Source organism: Bacillus sp. JNUCC-22 (assembly GCF_018861275.1).
Classification (GTDB): Bacteria; Bacillota; Bacilli; order Bacillales; family Bacillaceae; genus Bacillus; species Bacillus velezensis.
On record NZ_CP076408.1, the window covers coordinates 789,536 to 816,159 of the forward strand.

A 26,624-nucleotide genomic window follows, 5' to 3' on the forward strand; every position below is an offset into this window, starting at 1 on the left:
GTTAGTCCATTCATTTGTTTTTCATCCCGCTTTAAGGGCAGAAAAACGCTGATTACATATGTTTATTTAAAATGCTGAGTACGCTGCGCAATTCTTCAACGGGAATTTGTCCGGGCGCTGATGCTTCTTTGCCCGCTCCGAACGTGCACGCTGAGCCGAAGACTTCGCCGGCCAGGCGGCTGATCAGACCTGTTCCCGCCATTGACATCGTGATGATCGGCCGGTCTGCGTATTGTGTTTTCATCGTGTGAGTGGCATCCAATAAGACGAAAACATCTTCAGTGCTTTGCGGCATCACCGCGATTTTCGGAATGTGCGCGCCGTACGCCTGCATGTTCCGCAGCCGGGAAATGATTTCTTCTTTTTTCGGTGTCTGATGAAAATCATGATTGGACATGACGACATATACGCCGTTGTCTTCAGCGGTTTTCACAATTGATTTGACTTCCGCTTCTCCCGTAAACAACTCAACGTCTGCAAGGTCAATGTGTTGTGTTTCGATGGCTGTTTTAAGCAATTCAATGTAAAAGCGGTCATCAATAACTTTATTTCCGCCTTCTTTATGAGTTCTGAATGTGAAAAGCAGCGGTGTTGCGCCTGCGGCTTTCCGCAGCTTTTCAAGCATGCCTTTTACGGCGTCCAGGCTGTCAACGTGCTCGTACACATCCGCCCGCCACTCAATGATATCCGGGCGAAGCCTGTTGACGGCTTCAATTTCTTCGAGCAGTTCTTTCTCTCCGGGCGCCATCAGCGGCACAATGATCTTCGGAAGCCCTTCGCCGATGACCGTGTTTCTGATCGTGATAGATTGCATGATAAATCCTCTCCCTTAAAAAATAGTCAGGCTTTCATCACTTGCTTAAAGCGGATTCCGATAAACAATGCGAGAAGGGCGCTGACGGCCGCAATTCCGATATCAAGCAGAAAAACAGGCGTCAGGCCGGCCGCTTTGGAGATCGCTCCCGTTACAAGCGGAATGACAATAAAAGATAAGCTTGATGCTATATTAACAAAAGATGTGATCGTACCTTTATTTTTAGGGAATAAAACAGCCATAACCGTCATCGCCAATTGCAGAATGCCCGCAGTTGAAAGTCCGATGACAAAGGAGCTGATGACCGATACGGTTGGCTGATGAATGAAAATCAGAGCAAGCAGCGCGATTGCCGCGATCACAGGGTACAGCACCATTACCGTAATCGGCTGAATCACTCTGTTTAACAGCACGGCCAGCAATAATACGGACACAAGCGCACCGATGCTGTAATAGCTCAACAATTTGACGGCCTGCACCTCAGGCATGCCCAAAACGGATTGCCCGAACTTAGGAAGCCATACTTGAACGAGCATAAACAGCGCCGTTGATGAAAAGCCTAACAGAATGATTGCAAGGCCTTCGCGCCATATCGACGGCTGTGATGTGAACGCGTCATCAGACGGAGAGGCTTCCGTCCGGCCGCCGTCTTCTTTTTGCTTATGATTCGGAAACGGAACTTTCAACAGGAAAAAGCCGTTCAGGAAGAAAATAATGCCCGGTACGAAAAACGTCCAGCCGTAAAACAAATGCCTGTCCGCAATAAACGCGATAAAAAACGGAAGCACCGTCGCGCCGATGGATACAAACGCTTTGATTAACACGGTTGCAGAGCTTGCGTTTTTCGGAAATCCTTCAATAAGCGCCGGATATGTCCCGGAATCCAAAAAGGAATTGGCGATCCCGGCGAAAATGGCGAAGATAAACGCGGCCGTATAGTTTGTCGAAAGCGGAATTCCGATTAGGAAAATCAGATACAGAAAGGCGCCCGACACGATAAACGGCCGTCTCCCGAATGTATCCGAAAGCTTCCCGGCAAACAGAAGTGAAATCAGCTTCCCGATCCCGATGGCGGAGACCAAATAGCTGACCCCGGCTGCGGATGTATGAAGCTGTTTTGATAATGCCTCCATATTGGATGCGATAATAATATTGATCATGCCCAGCAGGAAATAATTAATATAAAGACCCGCTGCCATTTTGGTGTATATGTTTTTCATGATGACATCCCCTAATGCGGTTAATAAAGAATTAAATTAATTTTTAAATTAACAAAAGCACAGCACCATTCCCCTTTATTGAACCACTGCCTTTCTTTGAAAACTGGTTTGATAAAACGGTTGCAGAGACAAACTTGAATAACGCTGATATCACAACTAGTATATCGTTCTACTAAATAAAAAAAGATAAGCGGCCCGCTCTTTTAGTATATCGTTCTACCAAGTTCACAGTTACTATACTCCTTCTTTTTATATGTGTCAAACCGATGAACTTTTATTTTTCACTTTTTTAAATGAAAAAAAGACCCGCCGTTTTTCGGCAGGTCTGACATGGGTTTATTTTCTGAGAGAGGCGAGCTCCTCGGCAATGGCCTGCATTTCACTCGGGCTGAATGATGCTTTTTTCATGACCATTTGATGAAGGTATGTAAGATCTTCTATTTTTTCATCACTGAAATCTTCCGCTCTGATGACGCCGACATTGAGCATGTTGAGCTTTTGCGAAATGTCTTCAATCATTTTGTTTAACGTTTCTGTTTGTTGGCTCGGCAAATTCATGCATCCTTTCATGACCGTTTTCGTCCCCTTTATTCTAACAGAATTCATTTAGAATAAAAGCTTATTTCCACAGCCGCAGAAAAGTTGCTAAGATGATGATAAGGTTTTTGATCCTCAAAATGCGGGGAAAGAATAGGGAGGATATCGATATGATACATGTGCTGTTTGTCTGTCTGGGAAATATTTGCCGGTCGCCTATGGCAGAGGCGGTATTTTCTGATATGGTGAAGAAAAACGGGCTGAACGGGCAGATTAACATTGATTCAGCGGGAATCGGCGCCTGGCATGCGGGAAATCCGCCGCATGAAGGGACAAAGGAGATCCTGAAGAAGAAAGGGATCAGCGCAAGCGGCATCACGGCGAGGCAGGTGCGTGAGTCTGATCTGACCGATTTTGATTACGTCATTGCGATGGATGCAGAAAATATCGGACATCTGCGCAGCATGGCCGGTTATAAAAAAGCGGCGCCGCGTATTGCAAGGCTGCTTGATTATGTACCGGAGTCGGACCTTGCGGACGTGCCCGATCCGTATTATACCGGGAATTTCAGCGAGGTGTACGCTTTGGTCGAGTCCGGGTGCCGTCATTTGCTGGAGACAATAAAGAAAGATCATCATTTATAAGGGGGATTGACCGATGAAGCAGACACGCATCATGGCAAAAGCGATTCTGATCGGCGCTGCCGCCGGCGTAGCACTGTCCTTATTACATAAGCCGACAAGAGAGGCATGTTTCCGGAACATGGACGCGTGCAGGCAGCGTGCGGCATTTTACCGGAAACATCCTGAAGTGCTGAAACAGCAGGCATCTGCAAAACTTGATCAAGTGAAGACCATCGCCAATACCGTATCGGATGATCTGAGTTTTTTAAACGGCCAGATCACTAAGCTGAAGCAGACGACGCCGCAGGTCATTGACCTGTTAAAAGAAACGAAGGAGCATTTTTCGAAAAACGATCATTGAGGTGGGATGTCATGAGTTTTATAAAGGAGCTGTTTGCAAGGTTTTCTCTCCATGAAGGACAAAGTAAATCGGCGGAGCTGGCGTATTTTTTCCTGCTGTCATTGTTTCCGTTGATGATTTTCATGCTGACGCTCACCGCCTATCTTCCCATATCGGCAGAAGACGTGCTCGGGGCGGTCGATCAATACGCGCCCGACAGCGCCATGTCCATGGTGAAATCCATAACGGAGCAAACGCTGAACAAGCGCAGCGGCGGACTTTTGTCATTCGGGATTATCGCCGTCATCTGGTCGGCTTCGAATGGTATGAACGCGATTGTCAGAGCATTTAACCATGCCTACGAAGTCGAGGAAAACCGCTCATTTATCATCATTCGCCTGACCTCAATTTTTTTAACCATCGCGATGGTGGTTACGATTTTAATCGCACTGCTTCTGCCGGTGTTCGGCAGAGAAATCGGAATGCTTGCCGCAGATTTCATCGGCGCCTCCGGCCTGTTTTTGCAGGTGTGGTCGGTTGTCCGCTGGGGTATCAGTCCGCTTATCCTTTTAATCGTGTTTACCGCGCTTTACATTTTCGCGCCGAATAAAAGGCTTTCCCTCCGTTTTGTGCTGCCGGGAGCCGTATTTGCGGCAGCCGGCTGGATTATCGTCAGTATGCTGTTCTCATTTTACGTCGGCACCTTTGCCAACTACAGCGCCACATACGGGAGCATCGGGGGAATTATCGTCCTTATGATCTGGTTTTACCTTACGGGAACACTGCTGATTTTAGGAGGAGAAATCAACGCGCTTTTACATAAACGTAAAAAGCTTCCTGATGAAAATCCGTACCGCGGGAGCAAGCTATAGAGGAACGGATGACGTTCAAGCTGAAAAACGGAGGGGAATCGATTATGACCAAGCATACGAAAAAAGGCGGAAGCCATAATAAACAAAACTCCAAAAACGGCCCGAAGAATAAAACAAGCGGAAGCGCTAACGGGCAGAACGGATACCACTAGAAAGAAGCCGCCTGACTTAGATCAGGCGGCTTTTTTTATGAGGCCGGAAAAGAATGGGATTCGGATGCGGGACTGTGCTTTGTTTTCCCGAAGACGAGCGCAAGCCAAATACAGACCAGAATCACCGTAATAAAGTAAAACAAATTGGCGCTTTCAAACCGCTGCATATACCAGCCGCCAGCCACCGGGCCGATCATGCTGCCGAGGCTGAAGGAAATGCCGCAGAGCAGATTGCCCGCCGGCAGCAGATGGGAGGGCAGCAGGTCGCTCATATAGCTGATGCCGAGGGAAAACATACTGCCGACCGCCATTCCCGCCGTGAAAAAGCAGCAGCCGATGACAGAAGGCGACGGAAACAGTCCGGCCGTCAAAAAGCAAAGGGCACCCGTTAATAAGATGACGAGCAGGACACGTTTTCTCCCGAATCGATCGCTTAATAAACCGAGAGGGAACTGGAATACAATACTTCCGATGGCAAAAGCGGGCAATATCAGCGCGACGGCATCGACGGATATGCCTAAGCGCAGGGCGTACACGGGAAAGCTTCCGTTCAGCGCCGTTTCTAAAAAACCGTACCCGAAAGCCGGGAGAAAAGCGACCCAGCCGAAAAGAAGGGCGCGGTAAAAACGTTTTGCGCTGTTGTCCCCGGATGTTTCATCCGGACCTTGCGCCGGGTACTCGTTACGTAAGACAAATACAAACAGCCAGGCGGCAAGACTGATACAGCCGGATACGATAAACGGAAGGGACGGACTTGTTTTCACAAGAGGGACCATGAACGGGCCGACAGCGAATCCGAGCCCGAAGGACAGTCCGTACAGCGAAATGTTTCTTCCTCTGTTTCGGGGCGTTGACTTTGACGTCACCCACGTTTGGGTTGAAAAATGCAGCATATGATCCCCGATTCCGATAAGCAGCCGAAGAAAAAACCATAACCATATGGATTGAAGCCAAATAAAACTGAATAAGCTGATGATAACAAGAAATCCGCCCATGACCATCAGAGGTTTGAATCCGAGCTTGCGCAGCGGGGCCTCCATAAACGGCGACGCCAGAAGCACGCCGATATAAAGGCCGGTTGCGTGAAGTCCGTTTATAGCGGCTGATTCCCCGTTCGTTTCAAAAATGACGGAGATCACCGGCAGAAGCATGCCTTGGGAAAATCCGGAGATGGAAACAAGCAGAACCAAAATAAAGAAGTACAGTCGTGACATCGCGTATTTCTCCTTCTTCAGTATCTTTCTTGATCGTACACGGATTTGCTGCGTCCGGCAACCTGAAAATGCCAATTCGGGCTGCCGCGGAAGTGTAATTGAGGGAGTTTTTGAGAAGGATATAAGAAGACTCATTCGAAAAAAGGAGCCAGGCAGATATGAATCGGATTTTTTTCTTTACGGCTGCGGCGGGAGTGCCGCTTTCAGTCATCGGTGGCCTGATGCACTGGCCGTCAGCGGTTTTGTTTATTATTTATTGCTTGACGATTATTGCGCTTGCAAGTTATATGGGGAGAGCGACTGAATCTCTTGCCATTATCGCGGGACCGCGGATCGGCGGTCTGCTGAATGCCACGTTCGGCAATGCGGTAGAGCTGATAATATCGCTTTTCGCCTTAAAAGAAGGGCTGACGGGCATCGTGCTTGCTTCACTGACCGGTTCGGTGCTCGGCAATCTTCTGCTCGTCGCGGGACTGTCGTTTTTTATCGGCGGTTTGAAATACAAGCGGCAGGAATTCAATATTCATGATGCCCGGCATAATTCAGGCCTGCTGATTTTTGCCATTATCGTTGCTTTTGTCATTCCCGAAGTGTTTTCCATGGATATGGGGGAAAAAAACAAGCTTGATTTGAGTGTCGGCATCAGCATCATCATGATCCTTTTGTACGTGGCAGCTCTTTATTTCAAGCTCGTCACCCACCGCGGTGTTTATCAGCCGAATCAGCCGGAGGCAAAGGAAGAAGAGGAGCAGCCTGAGTGGTCGGGGAAAAGAGCGACAGCCGTCTTATTTATTTCAACCATTATCGTCGCCTACATATCTGAAAATCTTGTCCATACGTTTCATGCGGTGGCTGAACAGTTCGGCTGGAGCGAGCTGTTTATCGGGGTGATTATCGTCGCAATCGTCGGAAATGCCGCAGAGCATGCGTCGGCGATTATTATGGCGTACAAAGACAAGATGGATGTCGCCGTTGAAATCGCGGTAGGCTCGACTTTGCAGATCGCCATGTTTGTGGCTCCGGTTCTTGTGATCTGTTCCATCTTTTTTCCGGTCAATATGCCGCTTGTATTCACATTGCCCGAGCTTGTCGCGATGATCTCATCCGTCCTTTTGATGACGATGATTTCAAATGACGGTGATTCGAACTGGTTTGAAGGGGCTACGCTCCTTGCCGCTTATGTCATTATGGCGATCGGTTTTTTCCTGCTTTAACCTGTAAAAAATGCGGATAACAACGATTGCGGAGGAAAAGACTAAAGGAAAATGCTATAGAAAGAGTGATATGATGAGAAAGCTGTTTCATGCCACACTGATTCTGCTGTTATCCTTTAGTTTTTTCGCAACGCCGTCTGCCGGTGCAAAAAAACCGTTTAAAGTTCCCAACTCTGTCGTAAGCATTTCAAAGGAAAATACGTATCCGAATGCTTCACAGGATCAGCCGATGCTTCAGCCGAGCAAACTGGCGAAGGAATTGTTAGATACATCCGAGATCAACATCGAAAATCCTCATCTGATAAAGATGCTGAATGAATCCTCGGTTTCCGGTTCACCGCTTGCCATCGGATACCGGGCGACAATATTTCTCGGGAAATGGGCGCTCGGCTATCAATCGAACGAAACGGTCGCCAACTGGGAATATAAAAAAATTAATACGAACAGAGCGGATAACCGGGGCGGGCAGCAAACCGCGGTTATCTCATATGCCCAAGAACAGCAATACAAAATCAAAGGCGGGCTTACAGCGAAGGTGCCGAACGCAGAAGACGTAAAAAGCATGATGATGCAAAAAGCGATGAAGAAAACAAAACTGCCGCTCGCGTTTGAAACGGTTATCGGCGCAGGCACAAAACGCGATCAAACCTACAAAATTTCTCCGCAGCGGCTCGGCTACCTGCACGCCTACGCTCCGGCCGTTAATGAAAAAGGAAAAGTAACATACGGTGAAGTGTATTTGGTGCTGAAAGGCAGCAAGCGGAAACTTGTCGTCAAAAATGTGACTTCGCAAGGAATCGGGGCTTGGATTCCGGTGCAGGATCACGTCACATTCGGTTTTCAAATGACAGCGCAGCCGAGATAAATAAAAAAAAGCTGATTCCGGTTCGGGAATCAGCTTTTTTGTGTGTGATACATTTCCTCAAGCAATTGCACATTGTTGTTGTACAGCTCCCGGGCAAGAACGCGTCTCACCGCAAGGCTCGCCGAGAAGTATTCTGTGTCTTGAACCATGCCTTTGACAGTAAATTCTATGCCTCTTGTCAATTTGTTCAGACTCATGATTCCATGCACTTGAAACGGCTCCGTCGCATTGAGAAATTCATCCCGCTTCAGTGAATCGCGAAGCTCATCATTGAGCATGTCGCAGGCTTTTTCTAACACGGCATATACCCGCTCGGGATCTTCCTTGTAACTGATCACGACGGACTCGGTAATCCGCATAAAATCAATGTTATAGTTTTGAAGCTGTCTGACCTCACCGTTAGATATGGTAAGCAGCTTGCCGGTCCACTCACGGATCTGGAGGGAACGGAGTCCGATTTCTTCGACTGTGCCGTTGAACAGATTGTTAATCGTCACGTAATCACCTTTATGAAGCTGGCGTTCGTATATTAAAAAGACACCGGCCAATATGTCCTTGATTAACGACTGGGCGCCGAAACCGATGACGATACCGGCAACACCCGCCCCGGCTAAAATTCGGCCGAAATCATGAACGAATAAAGAAATGACGTAAAAGATAAAACCGATCGTCGCCGTATACTGGGTGATGGATCGGACGAGGCTTTCAATCGTTTTCCCTTTCCGTTCCTCCAAGAAATCCGTGCGTTTAAATAACACCTGGACAAAGCGGTTGATCAGAAAAACACCGGCGTAAAGCACGAGAGCGACGATGATGATCTCAACCACTTTGCTTTTCAAAATGTCCGTAATTGTCGTTTCCATCTTTTGTTAACCTCTGGCTTTTCGTAATGAAAAATCTGTGTCCTGATAATAACTGTTTTTGACAAGGACGTTCGGGCCGAGGCACCGGACGTTTGTGCAGCGGCAGTTCAGCTCTTTGCTCAGCTTCGTCTGTCTCCACTTGTCATATGCTTCGGGAAGGCTGTCTGTTTTAATATTGCCGAGCGGCGGTGTATCGCCGAAATCCGTGACAATGATATTTCCGTCAAAAATGTTGACATTCAGGCGGGAGCGGCCGTCAGGGTCGTTTCGCACCGTAACGTTTTTCGCTTCCCGCAGGCGGCGGAGGAGCTTCTGGTCTTCTTCATCAGGGCTGCATGCGTAAAACGGGAGCGTACCGAACAGCATCCATGTCTCTTCATCGCGAATGTCGAGCAGATGATGAATGGCCTGTCTCATGTCCTTCAGACTGAGTGATTCAAGCGCGCTGGCGAAATCACTCGGATACATCGGATGGACTTCGTGCCGCTGGCATTTCATTTCTTCGGTAATTTGCCGATGAATATGTTCAATATGCGGCAGCGTCCGTTTGTTCAGCATCGTTTCCGCTGAAACCATTACGCCTGCTTCGACCAGCGTGCGGCTGTTTTCAATCATTTTGTCAAAATAGCGCGCCCGCTGTTCAAATGTCGGTTTCTTCTCCATCATCGCAAATCCGATGTCGGCAAAGTCCTCGACCGTTCCCCAGTTGTGAGAAATGTGAAGGACGTCCAAATAAGGAATAATCCGTTCGTAGCGCCCGATATCAAGCGTCAGGTTTGAATTGATCTGTGTGCGCACGCCGCGTTCATGGGCATATTTCAAAAGCGGGACGACGTATTCCTTTACCGATTTCAGCGAAAGCATCGGTTCGCCGCCCGTAATGCTGATAGAGCGTAACAGAGGAATTTCATCAAGCCGCTTTAATAAAAGGTCGATCGGCAGCGCATTCGGGTCTTTCGGCTGGAGCGTGTACCCGACGGCGCAGTGCTCGCATCTCATATTGCACAAAGTCGTCGTTGTGAATTCAACGTTCGTCAGTTTCATATCTCCATACTGGTCGACATCCATGTACGCTTCCCAAGGATCGTACTCCGGTGTGATCGGACGCAGTGTTGTGTTTTGTGTCATGACTATCTAACTCCTTTATAAATGGGGCATACTAACGTCTGCCAACTGTTAATTTTAGACCTGATCTGCCAAGATCGCAAGTAGCGGAACCATTGAAAAACGGCAAAAAATACGCTACCATTATAAAAAATGAATGGAGTGGAAGTATGGGGAATGCAGTAAACAGCAAAGATCAGCAGCTCGATTACCTGAAGAACAGACTCGATATGTTTATGAATGTCATTGATTCCTTAGACCCTGAATCAACGGATGTTGAAGATATAGACCGGCTCATCGGCATGCTTGATGATCTGGAAGCAAAATACGAACGCTTTAAAAAGGATTGGGAATAAACCCCGGCGGATGCCGGGGTTTTTCTTTTTCCATAATGCGGCTGTATAAAAGAGCAGAGCCTACTGCAAAATAAGGAAAAATGCAGAAGGAGTGCTGGTCATGAAATGGTTTTGTTCAATTTGCTGCATGGCCGTTTTACTTGCGGGAGGCATCAACAGTGCAGAAGCCGTGCCGAATGAACGGATAAACTGGGGATTTAAACGCAGCGTCAATCATCAGCCGCCGGATGCCGGCAGACAGCTGGACAATCTGGTCAAAAAATATGATGCCTTTTATTTGGGCAATACGAAAGAAAAGACCATCTATTTAACATTTGATAACGGATATGAAAATGGGTACACCCCGAAAGTGCTTGATGTGTTAAAAAAACATCACGTCACGGGCACTTTTTTTGTCACGGGTCATTTTGTGAAAGAGCAGCCTGATTTGATTAAACGGATGTCAAAGGAAGGCCATATCATCGGCAATCATTCTTTTCATCATCCTGATCTGACGACAAAAACGGGCGATCAGATTCAAGACGAACTCGATTCCGTCACGGAAGCTGTGTACAACATTACCGGAAAGCGGGACAACCTGTATCTCCGTCCGCCGCGCGGCGTATTCAGCGAATATGTCCTGAAAGAAACGAAGCGCCTCGGCTACCAAACCGTTTTCTGGTCCGTCGCATTTGTCGACTGGAAGGTTAACGAGCAAAAAGGGAAACAATACGCCTATGATCACATGATAAAGCAGGCTCATCCCGGCGCGATCTACCTTCTCCACACCGTTTCAAAGGACAATTCAGAAGCTCTGGACGATGCCATTACCGATTTGAAAAAAGAAGGCTACACGTTTAAAAGCATTGATGACCTGATGTTTGAGAAAGAAATGAAGCTGCCGCGCCTGTAGAAAACACCTCTCCTGGTAATGGAGAGGTGTTTTGTTATTTCAGGCATTTAATCAAAGCGGCCCAATCCAGATCCCCGAAGCCTTGTGCGATCCCGCTTTCAAAATGGCTCTTGGCCAGTTCGGCAAGAGGGAGTTTTGCAGAAACCTGTTCTGCGGCGGCGAGCGCCAGATTGGTATCCTTCAGCCCTAAAGACATTTTGAAACCGGCCGGCTCAAATTTCTCCTCAGCCATAATCGTGCCGTAATTTTGATAGACGGGAGAGCCAAAGAGCGCGCCGGCGATTTCTAAAAATTGTTTTTGCTCTAACCCGTACTTCTCCATCATTAAGAACGATTCAGATAACGCCTCAAGCATGGACACCAGCAAGAAATTGACGCTGATTTTCGCGGCATTGGCCGTTTTTGTTTCTTCACCAGTGTCAAATACTTGCTGACTCAGGATGTTAAGCAGCGGTTCGGCCTTTTTCTTCGCTTCCGCCGGTCCGGCTGTGATGATGCGAAGCTCGGCCTTCTCGGCGGCATCGGGGCGGCCGAGGACGGGAGCGGCAATAAAGGACTGCCCTCTGCCCGAATGTGCGGCGGAAAGCTGTTCTGACAGCGCCGTACTGATCGTGCTCATTGAAATATGAATGCCGTTTTCAGATAACCCTGCAATAATGCCGCAAGCTCCGAACGTTACGTCTGTTACGGCGTCATCGTCTGACAGCATGGACAGCACGATGTCGGCATGTTCAGCTGCCTGTCGGGGCGTTTCGGCATATCCGGCCCCTTTATCCAGCAGGTCAGCCGCTTTTTCTTTCGTCCGGTTATATACAGTCAGACTGTATCCGGCTTTCATGATATTTTCGGCGATGGGGCGGCCCATATTGCCGAGTCTGACGATGGCGATCTTCATTTCACAGTCCCTCCAATGAAAAGTTTTCCACCATTATACATGCAAAATGGTTAATCTGCTGTGTACAGGATTGCCACTTTCAGTTCAGGTTCTGAAGACCATCCGGAGTCTGAGGCGGCTTTCCCCTTATAAAATCCGGTAAATCGGGTTTTGATGATTGTTTTTGAACGGGGTTTTACAGTGAACGTTTTTGATTTGAATGTGACGTCCTTTATGTTTTCTGATAAATCCGGGGTGACAGAAATGGTTTGTTCCCCTTTTCCGTAATGATTGATATAAAGCGTGCAGCTCATGCCCGCTCTTTTTCGCTCAACCAGATGACTGCATTCGCTGCGGTGCTTCAAATACTCGACAGCCTCTTTTTCGGGCGCGAACTGTTTTAAGGAAAAAACGGCATATTCGGTGGCAGGACTGATACCGGAAGCGGCCCCCATACTGAGAAAGATCAGAAACAGCCCCGCCGCGGGAAGCGTCCGCCTGAACGCGGCGGCACACCAGATTAACGCCGCAAAGTAAAGCACGACCCCGGGAATGACGGAGATATGGGCTCCATCTTCCGGCCAAGAGGAAAAGCCGAGTAACTCAAAGATGTAATCAGACACCGTACGGCCGTTATACAGCGGGGCAATGGACATGACACTGAAAGCCAGGAGGACAGAAGAAATGATTTTGTGAGAAAGGATGGTAACGGCGCACACCTCTTTGCGTTTTTTTCCAGACTATCATGTTTTCTCAAAAAAAAGAACAGCCGGCAGCCGTTCTTACTTGAAAATATTAAACCAGCCTTTGCGGGCGAACCAAAACAGCATGGCGGCCACAAGAACGGCCATTACGCCCAAAACGATAAAATACCCGTATTTCCAATGAAGCTCAGGCATGTTATCGAAATTCATGCCGTAAACCCCCGCGATGAACGTCAGCGGGATAAAAATGGTCGAGACGATGGTTAATGTCATCATAATGGCGTTCATCCGGTTTGAATTCAGCGTCACATAGCTGTCCCGCAAATCTGACGTCATATCACGGTTTGACTCGATCAGCTCAGCCAGTTTTAACAGGTGGTCATAAATATCGCTGAAATACGCTTTCGTTTCACGGCTTTCTTTTACATGGTCAAGGCTCAAAATCCGGTACATTAAATCGCGCATCGGAATGATCGTCCGCCTCAGGTTCAAAAGATCAGTCCGCAATTCAAACACTTCATTCATTAAAGTGCCGTAAGATTTATGTGTTCTGCTGTCTTCAATTTCATTCAGCCGGTCTTCAATTTTGTACAGCACGGGGAAATATTCATCGACAAGCTGATCCATAATCATATAAGTGATGTGCCCGGGCCCTTTTTTGGCTAATCCCGGAGAAGCGAAAAACCGTTCTCTCACCTTTGAGACGCCGGGCGATTCGTGCAAATGGAAGCTGACGATGAAACGGTCGGACTGAAAAATGTCCACCTCTTCCATTTCCAGTGTGTCCGGGTTCAAGGCGTGGAGCACATAAAAACGGTAGCCGTCATAATGGTCGATTTTCGGCCGCTGCATATGCTGAAAGCAATCCTCGATCGCAAGCGGATGAAAGTGAAAATAATCACGCAGCAGCTCGGTTTCATGCATCTCAGCGCCGAAAAAATCAATCCAGTACCATGCGATGTCCGGTTGTTCTGTACGTGATAGGGGGATATTATCTAATATCTCATTATGTGTTGTGATTGCGGTTATATGTATCATAAACAACCCTCCGCCTGCCATTATATCATGCGGCGTTATGAAGAAAAGTATACGAATTGCCGCCCGGCCGCTTCATGATATACTTGGACAAAAAGGGGTGGAGCATATGTGGAAGGAAACGGTTTCGGTCACACCGCCGTATCATTTTGATAAAGTCCTTGAAAGGCTGTCGCTCGATCCGCTGAATGCGGTCGATCTTCATGCAAGATCAATCAAAGTGCCGCTCAGAACACGGGACGGCAAACTGTCCGTCATCACGGTTCAAGCGGAAGGCACCGCCGCAGACCCGGTCTTCCTCGTCAGCGGAGAAACGGACCGCGAGGAGATGATTGAACGGATCAAACACATTTTTCAGTGGGAGCAGCCGCTTCAGCCTGTGCTTGATCATTTCTCAAAAACAAATCTGTCGGCGCTTTTTGAGGAGCATGCGGGAACCCCGCTCGTCTTGGAATATGACGTCTACAACTGTCTCATGAAATGCATCATCCACCAGCAGCTCAACCTGTCCTTCGCTTTTACTTTAACGGAACGGTTCGTCCATGCCTTCGGTGAACAAAAAGACGGCGTCTGGTGCTATCCCGAGCCGAAAACGATCGCGGGGCTTGAGTATCAGGACTTGCGGGAGCTCCAGTTCAGCATGAGAAAAGCGGAATATGCGATTGACATTTCACGGATGATTGCAGAAGGAGCGCTCAATCTGGCGGAACTTACCCATTTGTCGGATGAAGACATTATGAAAAAGCTGATCACCATCAGAGGCATCGGCCCGTGGACCGTCCAAAACGTCCTCATGTTCGGCCTCGGCCGCCCGAATCTGTTTCCTTTGGCGGACATCGGCCTGCAAAACGCCGTCAAACGCCGCTTCGCCCTTGAGGATAAACCGTCAAAAGACGTGATGCTCCAGGTAAGCAGCGAATGGGCGCCGTATTTAAGCTATGCGTCCTTATATTTGTGGAGAAGTATTGAATGATGAGATTTTTGGAAACTTCCAGTGAAAAACATGAAGGAACCGCCGGCTGCATGTTATACTGAAAAGATGTGATATTTCAAATCAGCCGTTTTCCCAGGAGGAAGGCTTTATATAGAAACGGAGAGAAAAAAACGTGAATCAACATCAAAAAAAGGCGCCTGCCGAATTGAAAATCGGACAGACATTTCCGCTGACCATCAAACGTCTCGGCATTAACGGAGAGGGCGTCGGCTATTTTAAGAAAAAAGTTGTCTTCGTTCCCGGCGCTCTGCCCGGTGAAGAAGTCGTTGCCGAAGCGACAAATGTGCAGCCGAAATTTTCAGAAGCACGCGTCAAAAAAATCCGCAAGCCGTCTGAACACCGCGTCACGCCGCCATGCCCGGTCTATGACCAGTGCGGCGGCTGTCAGCTTCAGCATCTGGCATACACCCAGCAGCTTCGCGAAAAACGCGACATCGTCATTCAGTCTCTGGAACGTCATACGAGATTCAATGTCGAAGAAATGAACATTAAAGATACGATCGGAATGGACAACCCTTGGAATTACCGGAACAAAAGCCAGTTCCAAGTCGGACGCTCGCAAAGCGGCAGCATCATTGCCGGCTTATACGGACTTGATTCCCATAAAATCGTTCCGATTAAGGAATGCATTGTCCAGCATCCGGCGACAAACAAAACAACGGGTATCGTCCGCCGTATCTTGGAAAAACACAACGTATCCGTTTATAACGAACGGACCAAAAAAGGCGATGTCCGCACCATCGTGACGAGAGTCGGTTTTGAAACAGGCGAAGTGCAGGTCGTGCTTGTCACCGCGAAAGAGACACTGCCGAATAAAGACGAGATCGTCAAAGCCATTCAGAACCGTCTGCCGGAAGTGAAATCGATTATTCAAAACGTCAACGGCGCGCGCACATCCGTCATTTTCGGTGACAAAACAAAAGCGCTGGCCGGAAGCCATGCCATTCAAGAAGTGCTCGGCGACGTGTCATTTGAACTGAGCGCCCGCGCCTTCTTCCAGCTCAACCCTGAGCAGACGGTCAAGCTGTATGACGAAGTGAAACAAGCGGCTCAGCTGACAGGAAAAGAAAAAGTCGTAGACGCGTATTGCGGCGTCGGTACGATCGGCATGTGGGTTTCAAACGGCGCAAAAGAGATCCGCGGCATGGACGTCATTAAAGAATCAATTGACGATGCGAAGAAAAACGCCAAAAAACACGGCATCAAAAACGCGGCATATGTCACAGGAACAGCCGAACACTGGCTCCCGAAATGGACGAAAGAAGGCTTCCGCCCTGACGTGGTCATCGTCGACCCGCCGAGAACCGGCTGTGACAGAACATTTTTAGATACCATCAAAAAAGTAAAACCGAAACGCTTCGTCTACGTATCCTGCAATCCTTCCACACTGGCGAAAGACTTGCAGACGCTGTCGAAGGACTATCGCGTCGAATATATTCAGCCTGTTGATATGTTTCCGCAGACGGCTCATGTGGAAGCCGTGGCGAAGCTTGTATTAAAATCGTCTAACTAAAATAAACAATTCGTAATCAGACCTGGATTTCGGTAAATTAAACAATTCCGATTTCCGGGTTTTTTCATGTTTTGCCCTTGTCCTATCTGTCTTTTGTCTTTATTTAACTGATAAAAAGAGTTGAAAAAAACGTATGGAAAAGCAAGTGAAAAACAGCCAAGTAGGCTGCTTTCTATTAACACTTTCTTTTTTTCGTTTGGAAACGGCATTACAGACAAAATATGAAGATCTTGTTGTGAACCAGAAGCAATAACAAGTCGTTCAAGTTCCGTGAATACTTGTAATTTCAGTTAATATTTTGTAAACTTCTTTCTTAAAGAATAAAGTCCCCGACACTCATCGGCACATCTACTATTGGCGATAGTTGTAATAAATGATAAAAAGGAGGTGAAACCGAATGAGAGATATTGGAACCTCAACAACTGTGAATAAAAGATCAAACACACTAAAAAAGCATGTTTCGTTGTTATACATGATATGAAAGCTTAAATAGGAAAAAAGGCCCCCGATTACTTTCCTTATTACAAAAAAGAAATAAATCCGAGGCGGAAACGCAAGTGATAACAACTATTACAGTAATACCTGCGATGGTTATATCCTTAATAAGTAATTATCGCGACAATCATGCTTCATCATATAATGATGTTAGATTGACACCTGGCTAAAAAGTATTGCAGAAAAGGAAACGGATAATGAAATGGATAAAGTAAACAAAAAACGACCGTTATTTAAAAGAAGTTGGTTTCAAACGTTGTTGGCATTTTTAGTTTCACAGCTTTATTTTAATTTTGTAGAATTAACGGGATGGGGTCCTAATTATAGAGAAATGAATGGATTCCCAGCAAACATAGTTGAACTGGATTTCTTTCAAACATATCTTTCATTCTATGATAATCCATGGTTTAATATTGTCACTGTTTTCTTGGGGGTTTTCACTGTTATACAAATAATCACAGGTATAACAAAGGATATTCGAAATAAAAGCAATAACTTCTGATGCCTTATTTAATGATGAAAGAAACTTTCTTATTAATCTTATGAATGAAGACTGCGGCACTTAGTCAGCAGTCTATTTTATTGGTTCTGGATCAGAATTACCGACGGGTCCCTTATATAAATTACTGAGTGTATTTATTTTTATACAGATATTGTGTTTATATGTAATAACTTTAAAACTAAAAATTGATTAGCATATGGGGTCTTGAAAGCCAATCGACCCTTAGCACATATACGTATTGGAACAGTTGATTTTAGCCAGAAAGAAAAAGCAACCTTTGTCAGGTTGCCACTTGCTGCGTCGGTTAATTTTAAACCATGAGCAAATCTCAAATGGTCCAGATTGAAGTTATTGAATTTTTAAGTAAGAGTTTATTTTCTCTTCCCATCCCATCCCATCCTCTTTACTCCATGTGATTCACAAGCGGCAAGTTAACTTTTTACATTCTCTTGAGTACCCAGATATACCACCCCCAACCCCATTTGCTTAATCAAATTATTTTTTCGTAAATGATATTGAGATACGGATATGGTGCAGCGTTAAATATTTTATCTTCGATAACAGGACAATTATTTTGCATTGGTAATAGGGAGAACTCATATGATATTCTATTTAGGTTGGAATCCTTTTTGTCCAAAAAGAGCAAAAGTAAGGCCGCTAAGAAAGATGAAGGTCAGCGCTACTATTAATAAACCACAATATAAATAAAAAAATAGGTGTAGATACTCATCACACTTTTTTCTCTTTCGAACCGATTATATGGTTAAGGAGTTGTAAGGTGTTCTATCATATCTATTCTACTTCAGTTTGCTTTTTCACTTTTTAACGTGTAAAAAGTGAAATGTTCAAAATTTACTATCGTTTGATAAGAAGTGCTGACACATGCTATAAGTGTAAAAGAAGCATGGTCAGTTTTTAATTTTGGGATAAAGGTTTGGCTGTATCCCATCATGAAAGGATTTGGATTTGTTATGACAGATAATTTCTGGCGTGAATTACCGCGGCCATTTTTTGTACTGGCACCAATGGAAGATGTGACGGATGTCGTTTTTCGCCATGTTGTGAGTGAAGCAGGCAGACCTGATGTGTTTTTCACAGAGTTTACAAACTCAGAAAGCTATTGTCACCCGGATGGGAAGGATAGTGTGCGCGGCCGTTTGACTTTCACGGAGGATGAACAGCCGATGGTTGCCCACATATGGGGAGATAAGCCTGAAAACTTTCGCCAAATGAGTATTGGGATGGCGGAATTAGGGTTTAAGGGCCTGGATATCAATATGGGCTGTCCTGTACCTAATGTGGCGGGGAATGGAAAGGGAAGCGGCCTGATTTGCCGTCCTGAAGTTGCAGCCGAATTAATACAGGCGGCGAAAGCAGGAGGTCTGCCGGTAAGTGTGAAGACCAGACTTGGCTACACGGATATAGAAGAATGGCGCGGCTGGCTGACACACATACTGAAACAAGACATTGCGAATCTTTCCATTCATCTGCGTACAAGAGCGGAAATGAGTAAAGTAGATGCGCATTGGGAGCTCATCCCGGCCATTAAGAAACTTCGTGACGAGATAGCGCCAGAGACCCTTTTGACGATCAATGGAGATATTCCTGACCGGGAAACCGGCTTGAAACTCGCTGAACAATACGGTGTTGACGGGATTATGATTGGACGAGGCATTTTTACTAATCCATTTGCCTTTGAAAAGGAGCCGAGAGAGCATAGCAGTAAGGAATTGCTTGATCTTTTGAGATTGCATCTGGATCTTCATGATGAATATTCAAAAGCAGAAGCTCGAGCATATAAACCGCTCCCCCGCTTTTTCAAGATATATCTCCGCGGATTCCGTGGAGCAAGTGAATTAAGAAATCAATGCATGAATACAAAGTCAACAGATGAAGTGCGTGCATTGCTCGATGACTTTGAGAGAAAGTATCTTGATAAGATGGAGCAAGAGTGACCTAAACAACTCTTCATCCGGCCCGGATTTCGGTTTGAATTCCGGGTCTTTTTTTGTGTGCAGTTTTTACCCAGACAGATCCATGGCCAGTTTCGTCATGCAGAAATAAACGAATCATGGTACATTGATAGGACATACATCATAAAGGGGAGAGAAAAATGAAACGACTGTGCATCATCCCCTGCGGCAAGAAAAAAATTTGGGATGTCCATTCAGATACAGGTCCGGTAAGGGCGGAAGACGCTTATCTCAGCCCGTTTCATCAGGCGTGCGAGCGATATGCGAAAGCATTTTTCGATGAGTGGGTGATTTTGTCGGCGAAGCACGGATTCCTTCGTCCGGACGATATGGTTCCCGGAAATTACGATGTCACTTTTGGAACCGGTCATCCGGAGATCATGGCAGCGGACGAGCTGCGCCGTCAATTTCATGAAAAAGGCTTTTCCGACATCGAAGAGCTTGTCATGCTTGGCGGGAAAAAATACCGAAGCGTCCTAAACGCCGTCATCGGAGAGCATCAGCATATCACCTGGCCTTTGTCATCGTATAAAGGCATTGGCTACATGCTTCAAGCACTGAATCGAGCTGTTGAAGAAAAGCATGAACTCAAGCACGTGGATATGAAAAAAAGAGTGTAACCACTCAATCGCCACGATAGACTGTATGCAGAAGAATGAAGCAATAAAAGATTTCCGAGGAAATAAATACGTCGATCATTGTCAAAGACAGGGTGATGCCCGGTCTTTTTTGTATGCCTTAAAACGAGACAAAGGGAACAGATCGAGACAAAATGAGACACCTGTCTCAAACTGTCTCCATTGTAAAAATAAAAACATTCATTTTACGGGCTTCAAAGGCTGGCATGCTTCTTGCATTTATAAGTGTGAACCCTAAATAGAAGGAGGCGCACAAAATGGAATTGTTAAAACGAGAAGGCTTGTCATTAACTGAGGAGAAAGCGCTGTGGATGTACCAAAAGATGCTGGAAATCAGGGGCTTTGAAGACAAAGTGCATGAACTGTTCGCGCAAGGAGTGCTTCCCGGATTCGTCCATTTGTATGCCGGTGAAGAAGCGGTAGCTGCGGGGGTGTGCGCTCATTTAGATGATGGCGACAGCATTACAAGCACGCACAGGGGACATGGCCATTGTATCGCCAAAGGTTGTGATCTGGACGGCATGATGGCGGAAATATTCGGAAAAGCGACCGGACTGTGTAAAGGAAAAGGCGGTTCTATGCACATTGCGGATCTTGATAAAGGCATGTTAGGCGCAAATGGAATCGTCGGGGGCGGCTTTACGCTCGCATGCGGATCAGCGCTCACGGCTAAATATAAACAAACTAAAAATGTAAGCGTTTGCTTCTTTGGAGACGGAGCCAATAACCAAGGGACCTTCCATGAAGGGCTGAACTTAGCGGCAGTATGGAACCTTCCTGTCGTGTTCATCGCCGAAAACAACGGCTACGGCGAAGCCACGACATTTGAGTACGCGTCAGCCTGTGATTCAATCGCCGATCGGGCGGCTGCCTACAATATGCCGGGGGTCACGGTGGACGGAAAAGATATTTTAGCAGTTTATCAGGCAGCCGGGGAAGCGATAGAAAGAGCAAGAAACGGCGGAGGCCCGTCTTTGATTGAATGTATGACTTACAGAAACTACGGCCATTTCGAAGGGGATGCCCAAACTTATAAAACAAAGGATGAAAAGACTGAGCATCTTGAAGAAAAGGATGCCATCCAAGGCTTTAAAAACTATCTTTTAAAAGAAACAGATACAAATAAACTGTCAGACATCGAACAGCGTGTCAGCGAATCGATTGAAAAAGCCGTCTCGTTCAGCGAAAAGAGTCCATATCCGAAAGAGTCTGAGCTGTTGACAGACGTCTACGTGTCATATGAAAAAGGGGGAATGTGAGATGGCGAGAGTCATAAGCATGTCGGACGCGCTCAATGAAGCAATGAAGCTTGCGATGAGAAAAGACGAAAATGTGCTTGTAATCGGTGAAGATGTCGCCGGGGGAGCGGCGGTCGATCACTTGCAAGATGATGAAGCATGGGGCGGTGTACTGGGGGTCACAAAGGGGCTCGTACAGGAATTCGGCAGAAGCAGGGTGCTGGACACACCAATTTCTGAGGCGGGCTACATGGGTGCGGCCATGGCTGCGGCATCCACGGGGCTGAGACCGATTGCGGAACTGATGTTTAACGATTTTATCGGAACGTGCTTTGACCAAGTGATCAACCAAGGGGCGAAATTCCGCTATATGTTCGGCGGTAAAGCGCAAGTGCCGATCACCGTCCGCACCACATACGGAGCCGGGTTCCGGGCAGCCGCTCAGCATTCGCAGGCGCTGTATGGCCTGTTCACCAGCATCCCGGGTCTGAAGACGGTTGTGCCGTCCAATCCATATGACGCCAAAGGTTTGCTGCTTTCGGCAATAGAAGACAATGATCCGGTATTCTTTTTTGAAGATAAAACGTCCTACAACATGAAGGGCGAGGTGCCGGAAGATTATTATACAATTCCGCTCGGAAAAGCGGATATCAAACGCGAAGGCAGCGACATCACACTGTTTGCGGTCGGCAAGCAGGTCAATACTGCGCTTGAAGCGGCTGCGCAGCTTTCTGAGAAAGGCATCGACGCCGAGGTGCTTGATCCCCGGAGTCTGTCTCCTTTAGATGAGGAAGCGATTTTCACATCGTTAGAAAAAACAAACCGGCTGATCATCATTGACGAAGCCAATCCGCGCTGCAGCATCGCCACGGATATTGCTGCGATTGTCGCCGATAAGGGCTTTGATTTGCTTGATGCGCCGATTAAACGGATTACAGCGCCGCATACACCAGTGCCGTTTTCGCCGGTGCTTGAAGATCAATATTTGCCGACACCAGACCAAATTGTCAGCGTCACGCTTGAATTGCTTGGCGAGCCGGCAATGAATTAAAGGAGGGATATAGAATGGCTGTAAAAGTAGTAATGCCGAAGCTGGGAATGGCGATGAAGAAAGGTGAAGTATCCGTCTGGAATAAAAAAGTCGGCGACCCGGTTGAAAAGGGAGAAAGCATCGCCAGCATCAACTCGGAAAAAATAGAAATGGAAATAGAAGCGCCTGAAAGCGGCACGCTTCTCCATATTAAAGTCAAAGAGGGAGAAGGAGTCCCGCCGGGAACGCCCATCTGTTATATCGGGGAAAACGGCGAAGAAGTGCGGGAGAAGGAGGCGCCGGCTCCTGAAAATGCAGGGAAACCGCAATCTGAACCTGAACATATTCCCGCTCCCAAAGCCGTGCAAAAGCGTAAACACCGCGTGAAAATATCTCCCGTTGCCCGAAAAATGGCGGAGAAAGCCGGGTTGAAAGTTGATACGCTGAACGGGACGGGGCCCGGAGGCAGAATCGTAAAAGCTGACGTCATCAAGGCCATGAAGACGGAATCTGAACCGCAGTCTTCGGTTCAGACGGCACAGCCGGAGGAAAAACCGGCTTCAGCGATGAGAAAAGTAATTGCAGACCGAATGCACAAAAGCCTGCAAAACAGCGCCCAGCTGACGCTGACGATGAAAGCGGACATTACGGAGCTTGTGAAATGGCAGCAGCAGCTCGCCGACAGCGTGAAAAAGCGGAGCGGTGTTAAACTGACGGTCACACATTTCGTATCCCGGGCCGCAGTGCTTGCGCTGAAACAGCATCCTGAGCTGAACAGCTCTTATCAAGAGGAGCGGATCATCACCTATCCATATGTCCACCTCGGGATGGCGGTTTCTCTTGAAAACGGTCTCGTCGTGCCGGTGATTCGGGATGCGGAAAAGCTTTCATTCCTTGAGCTTGCGGATCACATCAGCACATCGGCACGCCGGGCGCGGGAAGGCAATGCTTCCGGAGATGATCTGCACGGATCGACATTTTCTATTACAAATCTCGGGGGTTACGGAATTGAGCATTTCACCCCGATTCTTAATCCGCCTGAAGCCGGTATTCTCGGAGTGGGCGCAAGCTATGAAACGCCTGCGTTTAAAGGAGATGAGCTTGTCAAAAGCATCATGCTGCCGCTGAGCCTTACCTTTGATCACAGAGTATGTGACGGCGCACCGGCTGCGGACTTCCTGAAAACGGTCAAAGCGCTGCTTGAAGAGCCGGCCGGATTGATTTTATAGAGAGGGTGAAGAGATTGACACTAGCCATTATCGGCGGCGGGCCTGCCGGATATGCAGCTGCCGTGACTGCCGCGCGGAGGGGAGAAGAAGTCGTTCTGATCGACAAAGGGCCGCTCGGAGGCACTTGTCTCAATGAGGGGTGCATCCCGACAAAGTCGCTTTTGGAAAGCGCGAATGTGCTCGATAAAATCAGGCACGCAGATACATTCGGCATCGAACTGCCGCAAAACATTACACTCAATTGGGCCCGCATGCAGGGGCGCAAACGGCAAATCGTCAGCCAGCTCGTGCAGGGAATTCAATACTTAATGAAAGCAAATCAGATTAAAGTCATCAGCGGGACAGCCTCATTTCTCACAGAGCAGACATTGCTTGTTGAAGGAGAAGGAGGCGCAAAAGACATTCTGGAAGCGGATCGGATATTGATTGCATCCGGATCTGAACCGGCGGAGCTGCCGTTTGCCCCATTTGACGGCGATTGGGTGATCGACAGCAAAGACGCGCTTTCTTTACAGCAAATTCCTTCTTCTCTGCTTATTGTCGGGGGAGGTGTGATCGGCTGTGAATTTGCCTCTTTATTCAGCCGGTTTAAAACGAAAGTGACGGTGATTGAATCGGCTGAGCGGCTGCTCCCGGCAGAAGACGGGGAAATCGCCGCCGTTTTCGAAGACTCTTTAAGAGACAGCGGGGCTGATATTCAGATGAAAGCCGCCCTTCAGCGGATTGACAAAGAAAGGAAAACAGCCGTGTGGACAAAAGACGGCAAAGAAATTGAGGCTCAGGCTGATCACGTTTTGGTTGCAATCGGGAGAAAGCCGCGTTTGCATGGCTTGAATCTGGAGCAGGCCGGCATCCGGTATTCTCCGCGCGGCATTGAAGTCAATGACCATATGCAGACCAATGTGCCTCATATATATGCGTGCGGCGATGCGGCCGGAGGAATGCAGCTCGCGCATGCCGCCATTCATGAAGGAATCACAGCCGCCGCGCATGCCTCGGGAAAGGACAGCAAAGTCAATATGCGGGCGGTGCCCCGCTGTATTTATACATCGCCGGAAATGGCCGCTGTCGGGCTGACGGAAACACAGGCGAGAGAGGCATACGGAGATGTGAAAATCGGAGAATGCTCATTTTCTGCTAACGGAAAAGCGTTAATTAAACATCAGCATGGCGGCAAAATGAAAATCATTGCCGAACCGGAATTCGGAGAAATCGTCGGCGTGTCAATGATCGGGCCGGACGTGACGGAATTGATCGGTCAGGCGGTCATGATGATGAACGGTGAAATGACGGCTGATATGTCGGAGCACTTTATCGCGGCGCATCCGACTCTGTCAGAAACGCTTCAGGAAGCCCTGCTGAATGTCACCGGACTTGCGGTGCATTCCGTATAACCGGAATACCCTTTCTCAGATGAGAAGGGGTATTTTTCGTTGAAAGCGCTTTATTTTTCCCCTACAATATATGAAAAGATGGTCTGAACAGGGGGGAGCGAATACAATGAATGTCATTCGGAATGATTTTAAAACCTGGAAGCGTTTTGTGAAAGAAGGCGTGCTTGATGAATCCCGTATTCAGAAGCGGGTGGCCGCCTCATGGCACCGCTGCAAAAAAGCCGACGTTAACCCTTATCTCGAAAAGGGGCCGAATGTAATGCCGGCAGATCATTTAGAAAGACAGGCCGAAAAGCATGCGTTATTTTTAGCGGCCTCAACGCCGTATGCAGAAAGAATGAAAACGGCGATGCGGGAAATGGAAATGATGGTTCTCCTGATTGATTCAGACGGCGTTGTCCATTCAGTTGACGGCCACCCGCGCACCATTCATGAAGCGAACCGCATCAATTTCTTAAAAGGCGCCCGCTGGACGGAAACGGCCGTCGGCACGAATGCGATCGGGACGGCTCTTTATACAAATGAGCCGGTCATGATACACGGCTCTGAACATTATTCGCTCGCTTCTCATCAATGGAGCTGTTCCGCCGCGCCGATCCGTTATGAAGACGGGCGGCTGGCGGGTGTCATTGATATTTCCTGCCCCGCCGCCCGCGCTCAGCCGTTTATGCTCGGAATTGCCTCCTCCATCGCTTATACGGCGGAACGGGAGCTTGCCCTAAAGATCAAAATGACAGAACTTGACATGATCAGCAAGTTCGCCGGGCTGACCCGGTCTCACGATCCGATCGTGCTTTGCAATGACATGAGCCGGGTTATCGCCGCAAGCCGTCCCGTTCAGCATTTTACCGGACATACGCTGCGCGAGCTTGAGGAACAGGGCTATCACATCAAGCAGGCGAAGCGGGAGGAGAACGGCTACACATGCGTTTATTTATCCAAACGAGAAGAAAAGCCGTCTTTTATATTCCATGGTGCGGCAGGCAAAAGCCCGTCATCCCGACATATGCTTCAGCAGCTGGAGCTTGTCGCCCGAACGGACGCAACCGTTTGTCTTACGGGAGAAACCGGGACGGGAAAGGAGGTTGCCGCCCGGGCGATTCATAACAACAGCTCCAGGAAAAACGGCCCGTTTATCGCCGTCAATTGCGGAGCGGTCCCCGAAAAGCTGATTGAAAGCGAACTGTTCGGCTACTCGGAAGGCGCCTTCACCGGGGCCAAACGGAAAGGACATAACGGCGCTTTGCAAAAAGCCGATAAAGGCACGCTTTTCCTCGATGAAATCGGAGAAATATCACACTCCATGCAGGTCGCTCTGTTACGGGTGCTGCAGGAACGGAAAGTCACCCCGGTCGGCGGGACAAAAGAGATTCCCGTTGACATCAGAATCATCACTGCAACCCACGCTGATCTGAGACAGCTTGTCGAATGCAAAAAGCTGAGAGAAGATTTATTTTACCGGCTTCACGTCTGTCCGATCCATCTCCCTCCATTAAGAGAACGCACCGAAGACATTCCCGGCCTCTTCCTTGAATTTCAGCGAAATCGCGGCTGGCGCGGGGAGCTTCCTGATGACTTTTTAGACCTATTAAAGAGCCGGAAATGGCCGGGGAATATCAGGGAATTGTTTAATGTATTTGAACGTCTTTCCGTCATGTTCCCGGACGGACGGCTGTCAGAACGCCCCATCGCAGCCCTGCTTGAAGCGTCAGGTCTTAAAGAGGCGGCCGAGTCTTATGAACAGGAAGAAGCGCCCCCTGTCTCCATCCGGGAGCACATTCAGAAAAACATCATCGTAAACGCGCTTGAATCGGCGAAGGGGAATGTCACGCTGGCCGCCAAAATGGCCGGAATCCCGCGGAGCACGTTTTACAAACGTCTCAAAAAATTCAAACTCACCGCCGGACAATTGTAAGAAACAAGCATACTTCTCTTGGCT

Annotated in this window: 27 protein-coding genes; 18 read left to right on the plus strand and 9 right to left on the minus strand. The window is 47.8% G+C overall.

Annotated features, from left to right (window positions below; translation table 11 throughout):
• Window positions 1-52 precede the first annotated feature (52 nt).
• The 3 genes from aroD to JNUCC22_RS04010 all read right to left on the minus strand — a co-directional run bounded on the left by aroD (window position 53) and on the right by JNUCC22_RS04010 (window position 2,586).
• On the minus strand, window positions 53-814 hold the full coding sequence (aroD, locus tag JNUCC22_RS04000; protein ID WP_039062774.1) for a type I 3-dehydroquinate dehydratase: 762 nt from the start codon (window positions 812-814) through the stop codon (window positions 53-55).
• Between the two features lie 26 nt (window positions 815-840).
• On the minus strand, window positions 841-2,034 hold the full coding sequence (locus JNUCC22_RS04005) for an MFS transporter (protein WP_216062147.1): 1,194 nt from the start codon (window positions 2,032-2,034) through the stop codon (window positions 841-843).
• 336 nt (window positions 2,035-2,370) lie between these two features.
• The gene (locus JNUCC22_RS04010) at window positions 2,371-2,586 is read right to left on the minus strand and encodes a DUF1128 domain-containing protein (protein ID WP_003155571.1); all 216 of its coding nucleotides are present in this window, start codon (window positions 2,584-2,586) and stop codon (window positions 2,371-2,373) included.
• 155 nt (window positions 2,587-2,741) lie between these two features.
• On the opposite strand from JNUCC22_RS04010, the gene JNUCC22_RS04015 reads away from it, so the two are divergent.
• From JNUCC22_RS04015 to JNUCC22_RS04030, 4 genes are read left to right on the plus strand one after another with little or no spacing between them, the layout of a single operon-like run.
• Window positions 2,742-3,215, plus strand: coding sequence for a low molecular weight protein-tyrosine-phosphatase (locus tag JNUCC22_RS04015; protein ID WP_012117078.1), 474 nt, complete (start codon window positions 2,742-2,744; stop codon window positions 3,213-3,215).
• A 13-nt stretch (window positions 3,216-3,228) separates the two neighbouring features.
• Window positions 3,229-3,555, plus strand: a complete 327-nt coding sequence (locus tag JNUCC22_RS04020) for a hypothetical protein (RefSeq protein WP_216062148.1) — start codon at window positions 3,229-3,231, stop codon at window positions 3,553-3,555.
• An 11-nt stretch (window positions 3,556-3,566) separates the two neighbouring features.
• A complete protein-coding gene (locus JNUCC22_RS04025; RefSeq protein ID WP_007408509.1) occupies window positions 3,567-4,406 on the plus strand; it encodes a YihY family inner membrane protein in 840 nt (279 codons plus the stop codon).
• Between the two features lie 8 nt (window positions 4,407-4,414).
• Window positions 4,415-4,558 (plus strand): hypothetical protein, encoded by a 144-nt coding sequence (locus JNUCC22_RS04030; RefSeq protein ID WP_017419116.1) that lies wholly within the window; start codon window positions 4,415-4,417, stop codon window positions 4,556-4,558.
• Window positions 4,559-4,593: 35 nt separating this feature from the next.
• Here JNUCC22_RS04030 and JNUCC22_RS04035 read toward each other — a convergent pair whose 3' ends face one another.
• Entirely contained in the window at window positions 4,594-5,772 is a 1,179-nt protein-coding gene (locus JNUCC22_RS04035; RefSeq protein ID WP_025284425.1) for an MFS transporter, read from the minus strand.
• A 158-nt stretch (window positions 5,773-5,930) separates the two neighbouring features.
• Between JNUCC22_RS04035 and cax the strand changes: the two genes are divergently transcribed.
• Window positions 5,931-6,986, plus strand: coding sequence for a calcium/proton exchanger (gene cax, locus JNUCC22_RS04040; RefSeq protein ID WP_007408511.1), 1,056 nt, complete (start codon window positions 5,931-5,933; stop codon window positions 6,984-6,986).
• 70 nt (window positions 6,987-7,056) lie between these two features.
• Window positions 7,057-7,851 carry a YfkD famly protein gene (locus JNUCC22_RS04045; RefSeq protein WP_094031586.1) on the plus strand — a complete coding sequence of 265 codons (795 nt, stop codon included), beginning with the start codon at window positions 7,057-7,059 and terminating at the stop codon, window positions 7,849-7,851.
• Between the two features lie 29 nt (window positions 7,852-7,880).
• Here the strand turns inward: JNUCC22_RS04045 and JNUCC22_RS04050 are convergent, their stop codons facing one another.
• Together JNUCC22_RS04050 and yfkAB are read right to left on the minus strand one after the other, a co-directional pair.
• Window positions 7,881-8,714 (minus strand): mechanosensitive ion channel family protein, encoded by an 834-nt coding sequence (locus tag JNUCC22_RS04050; RefSeq protein ID WP_007408513.1) that lies wholly within the window; start codon window positions 8,712-8,714, stop codon window positions 7,881-7,883.
• 6 nt (window positions 8,715-8,720) lie between these two features.
• Window positions 8,721-9,842, minus strand: coding sequence for a radical SAM/CxCxxxxC motif protein YfkAB (yfkAB, locus tag JNUCC22_RS04055; protein ID WP_014417201.1), 1,122 nt, complete (start codon window positions 9,840-9,842; stop codon window positions 8,721-8,723).
• Window positions 9,843-9,988: 146 nt separating this feature from the next.
• On the opposite strand from yfkAB, the gene JNUCC22_RS04060 reads away from it, so the two are divergent.
• Entirely contained in the window at window positions 9,989-10,174 is a 186-nt protein-coding gene (locus tag JNUCC22_RS04060; protein ID WP_003155558.1) for an SE1561 family protein, read from the plus strand.
• 100 nt (window positions 10,175-10,274) lie between these two features.
• Window positions 10,275-11,066 carry a delta-lactam-biosynthetic de-N-acetylase gene (gene pdaA, locus JNUCC22_RS04065; protein ID WP_003155556.1) on the plus strand — a complete coding sequence of 264 codons (792 nt, stop codon included), beginning with the start codon at window positions 10,275-10,277 and terminating at the stop codon, window positions 11,064-11,066.
• A gap of 34 nt (window positions 11,067-11,100) precedes the next feature.
• Here the strand turns inward: pdaA and JNUCC22_RS04070 are convergent, their stop codons facing one another.
• The 3 genes from JNUCC22_RS04070 to corA form a co-directional block, all read right to left on the minus strand.
• Window positions 11,101-11,961, minus strand: coding sequence for an NAD(P)-dependent oxidoreductase (locus tag JNUCC22_RS04070; RefSeq protein ID WP_216062149.1), 861 nt, complete (start codon window positions 11,959-11,961; stop codon window positions 11,101-11,103).
• A gap of 50 nt (window positions 11,962-12,011) precedes the next feature.
• Entirely contained in the window at window positions 12,012-12,659 is a 648-nt protein-coding gene (locus JNUCC22_RS04075) for a hypothetical protein (protein WP_015239402.1), read from the minus strand.
• Window positions 12,660-12,722: 63 nt separating this feature from the next.
• Window positions 12,723-13,682, minus strand: coding sequence for a magnesium/cobalt transporter CorA (gene corA, locus JNUCC22_RS04080; RefSeq protein WP_007408518.1), 960 nt, complete (start codon window positions 13,680-13,682; stop codon window positions 12,723-12,725).
• Between the two features lie 106 nt (window positions 13,683-13,788).
• On the opposite strand from corA, the gene JNUCC22_RS04085 reads away from it, so the two are divergent.
• From JNUCC22_RS04085 to JNUCC22_RS04130, 10 genes are all read left to right on the plus strand, one after another.
• Window positions 13,789-14,652, plus strand: coding sequence for a DNA-3-methyladenine glycosylase family protein (locus JNUCC22_RS04085; protein WP_015239403.1), 864 nt, complete (start codon window positions 13,789-13,791; stop codon window positions 14,650-14,652).
• A gap of 133 nt (window positions 14,653-14,785) precedes the next feature.
• Window positions 14,786-16,186 carry a 23S rRNA (uracil(1939)-C(5))-methyltransferase RlmD gene (gene rlmD, locus JNUCC22_RS04090; RefSeq protein WP_021493862.1) on the plus strand — a complete coding sequence of 467 codons (1,401 nt, stop codon included), beginning with the start codon at window positions 14,786-14,788 and terminating at the stop codon, window positions 16,184-16,186.
• Between the two features lie 697 nt (window positions 16,187-16,883).
• The gene (locus JNUCC22_RS04095) at window positions 16,884-17,183 is read left to right on the plus strand and encodes a YfzA family protein (RefSeq protein ID WP_216062150.1); all 300 of its coding nucleotides are present in this window, start codon (window positions 16,884-16,886) and stop codon (window positions 17,181-17,183) included.
• 971 nt (window positions 17,184-18,154) lie between these two features.
• Window positions 18,155-19,138: a tRNA dihydrouridine synthase gene (locus tag JNUCC22_RS04100; RefSeq protein WP_216062318.1), complete on the plus strand. Its 984-nt coding sequence runs from the start codon at window positions 18,155-18,157 to the stop codon at window positions 19,136-19,138.
• Window positions 19,139-19,296: 158 nt separating this feature from the next.
• Window positions 19,297-19,776 carry a DUF6884 domain-containing protein gene (locus tag JNUCC22_RS04105; protein WP_216062151.1) on the plus strand — a complete coding sequence of 160 codons (480 nt, stop codon included), beginning with the start codon at window positions 19,297-19,299 and terminating at the stop codon, window positions 19,774-19,776.
• A gap of 275 nt (window positions 19,777-20,051) precedes the next feature.
• Window positions 20,052-21,053: an acetoin:2,6-dichlorophenolindophenol oxidoreductase subunit alpha gene (acoA, locus tag JNUCC22_RS04110; protein WP_063095969.1), complete on the plus strand. Its 1,002-nt coding sequence runs from the start codon at window positions 20,052-20,054 to the stop codon at window positions 21,051-21,053.
• Between the two features lies 1 nt (window position 21,054).
• Window positions 21,055-22,083: an acetoin:2,6-dichlorophenolindophenol oxidoreductase subunit beta gene (acoB, locus tag JNUCC22_RS04115; RefSeq protein ID WP_039252314.1), complete on the plus strand. Its 1,029-nt coding sequence runs from the start codon at window positions 21,055-21,057 to the stop codon at window positions 22,081-22,083.
• Window positions 22,084-22,097: 14 nt separating this feature from the next.
• On the plus strand, window positions 22,098-23,291 hold the full coding sequence (locus JNUCC22_RS04120; RefSeq protein ID WP_025284431.1) for a dihydrolipoamide acetyltransferase family protein: 1,194 nt from the start codon (window positions 22,098-22,100) through the stop codon (window positions 23,289-23,291).
• 14 nt (window positions 23,292-23,305) lie between these two features.
• The gene (gene lpdA, locus JNUCC22_RS04125; protein ID WP_136396208.1) at window positions 23,306-24,685 is read left to right on the plus strand and encodes a dihydrolipoyl dehydrogenase; all 1,380 of its coding nucleotides are present in this window, start codon (window positions 23,306-23,308) and stop codon (window positions 24,683-24,685) included.
• Window positions 24,686-24,791: 106 nt separating this feature from the next.
• Complete coding sequence (locus JNUCC22_RS04130) at window positions 24,792-26,600, plus strand: sigma-54-dependent Fis family transcriptional regulator (RefSeq protein WP_216062152.1); 1,809 nt, start codon at window positions 24,792-24,794, stop codon at window positions 26,598-26,600.
• Window positions 26,601-26,624 lie beyond the last annotated feature (24 nt).

What these genes read in the sequence shown, in the direction of transcription:
- aroD (WP_039062774.1), bottom strand. Translation starts at nt 814, where the DNA reads ATGCAATCTATCACGATCAGAAACACGGTCATCGGCGAAGGGCTTCCG.
- JNUCC22_RS04005 (WP_216062147.1), bottom strand. Translation starts at nt 2,034, where the DNA reads ATGAAAAACATATACACCAAAATGGCAGCGGGTCTTTATATTAATTAT.
- JNUCC22_RS04015 (WP_012117078.1), top strand. Translation starts at nt 2,742, where the DNA reads ATGATACATGTGCTGTTTGTCTGTCTGGGAAATATTTGCCGGTCGCCT.
- JNUCC22_RS04020 (WP_216062148.1), top strand. Translation starts at nt 3,229, where the DNA reads ATGAAGCAGACACGCATCATGGCAAAAGCGATTCTGATCGGCGCTGCC.
- JNUCC22_RS04025 (WP_007408509.1), top strand. Translation starts at nt 3,567, where the DNA reads ATGAGTTTTATAAAGGAGCTGTTTGCAAGGTTTTCTCTCCATGAAGGA.
- JNUCC22_RS04030 (WP_017419116.1), top strand. Translation starts at nt 4,415, where the DNA reads ATGACGTTCAAGCTGAAAAACGGAGGGGAATCGATTATGACCAAGCAT.
- JNUCC22_RS04035 (WP_025284425.1), bottom strand. Translation starts at nt 5,772, where the DNA reads ATGTCACGACTGTACTTCTTTATTTTGGTTCTGCTTGTTTCCATCTCC.
- cax (WP_007408511.1), top strand. Translation starts at nt 5,931, where the DNA reads ATGAATCGGATTTTTTTCTTTACGGCTGCGGCGGGAGTGCCGCTTTCA.
- JNUCC22_RS04045 (WP_094031586.1), top strand. Translation starts at nt 7,057, where the DNA reads ATGATGAGAAAGCTGTTTCATGCCACACTGATTCTGCTGTTATCCTTT.
- JNUCC22_RS04050 (WP_007408513.1), bottom strand. Translation starts at nt 8,714, where the DNA reads ATGGAAACGACAATTACGGACATTTTGAAAAGCAAAGTGGTTGAGATC.
- yfkAB (WP_014417201.1), bottom strand. Translation starts at nt 9,842, where the DNA reads ATGACACAAAACACAACACTGCGTCCGATCACACCGGAGTACGATCCT.
- JNUCC22_RS04060 (WP_003155558.1), top strand. Translation starts at nt 9,989, where the DNA reads ATGGGGAATGCAGTAAACAGCAAAGATCAGCAGCTCGATTACCTGAAG.
- pdaA (WP_003155556.1), top strand. Translation starts at nt 10,275, where the DNA reads ATGAAATGGTTTTGTTCAATTTGCTGCATGGCCGTTTTACTTGCGGGA.
- JNUCC22_RS04070 (WP_216062149.1), bottom strand. Translation starts at nt 11,961, where the DNA reads ATGAAGATCGCCATCGTCAGACTCGGCAATATGGGCCGCCCCATCGCC.
- corA (WP_007408518.1), bottom strand. Translation starts at nt 13,682, where the DNA reads ATGATACATATAACCGCAATCACAACACATAATGAGATATTAGATAAT.
- JNUCC22_RS04085 (WP_015239403.1), top strand. Translation starts at nt 13,789, where the DNA reads ATGTGGAAGGAAACGGTTTCGGTCACACCGCCGTATCATTTTGATAAA.
- JNUCC22_RS04095 (WP_216062150.1), top strand. Translation starts at nt 16,884, where the DNA reads ATGGATAAAGTAAACAAAAAACGACCGTTATTTAAAAGAAGTTGGTTT.
- JNUCC22_RS04100 (WP_216062318.1), top strand. Translation starts at nt 18,155, where the DNA reads ATGACAGATAATTTCTGGCGTGAATTACCGCGGCCATTTTTTGTACTG.
- JNUCC22_RS04105 (WP_216062151.1), top strand. Translation starts at nt 19,297, where the DNA reads ATGAAACGACTGTGCATCATCCCCTGCGGCAAGAAAAAAATTTGGGAT.
- acoA (WP_063095969.1), top strand. Translation starts at nt 20,052, where the DNA reads ATGGAATTGTTAAAACGAGAAGGCTTGTCATTAACTGAGGAGAAAGCG.
- acoB (WP_039252314.1), top strand. Translation starts at nt 21,055, where the DNA reads ATGGCGAGAGTCATAAGCATGTCGGACGCGCTCAATGAAGCAATGAAG.
- JNUCC22_RS04120 (WP_025284431.1), top strand. Translation starts at nt 22,098, where the DNA reads ATGGCTGTAAAAGTAGTAATGCCGAAGCTGGGAATGGCGATGAAGAAA.
- JNUCC22_RS04130 (WP_216062152.1), top strand. Translation starts at nt 24,792, where the DNA reads ATGAATGTCATTCGGAATGATTTTAAAACCTGGAAGCGTTTTGTGAAA.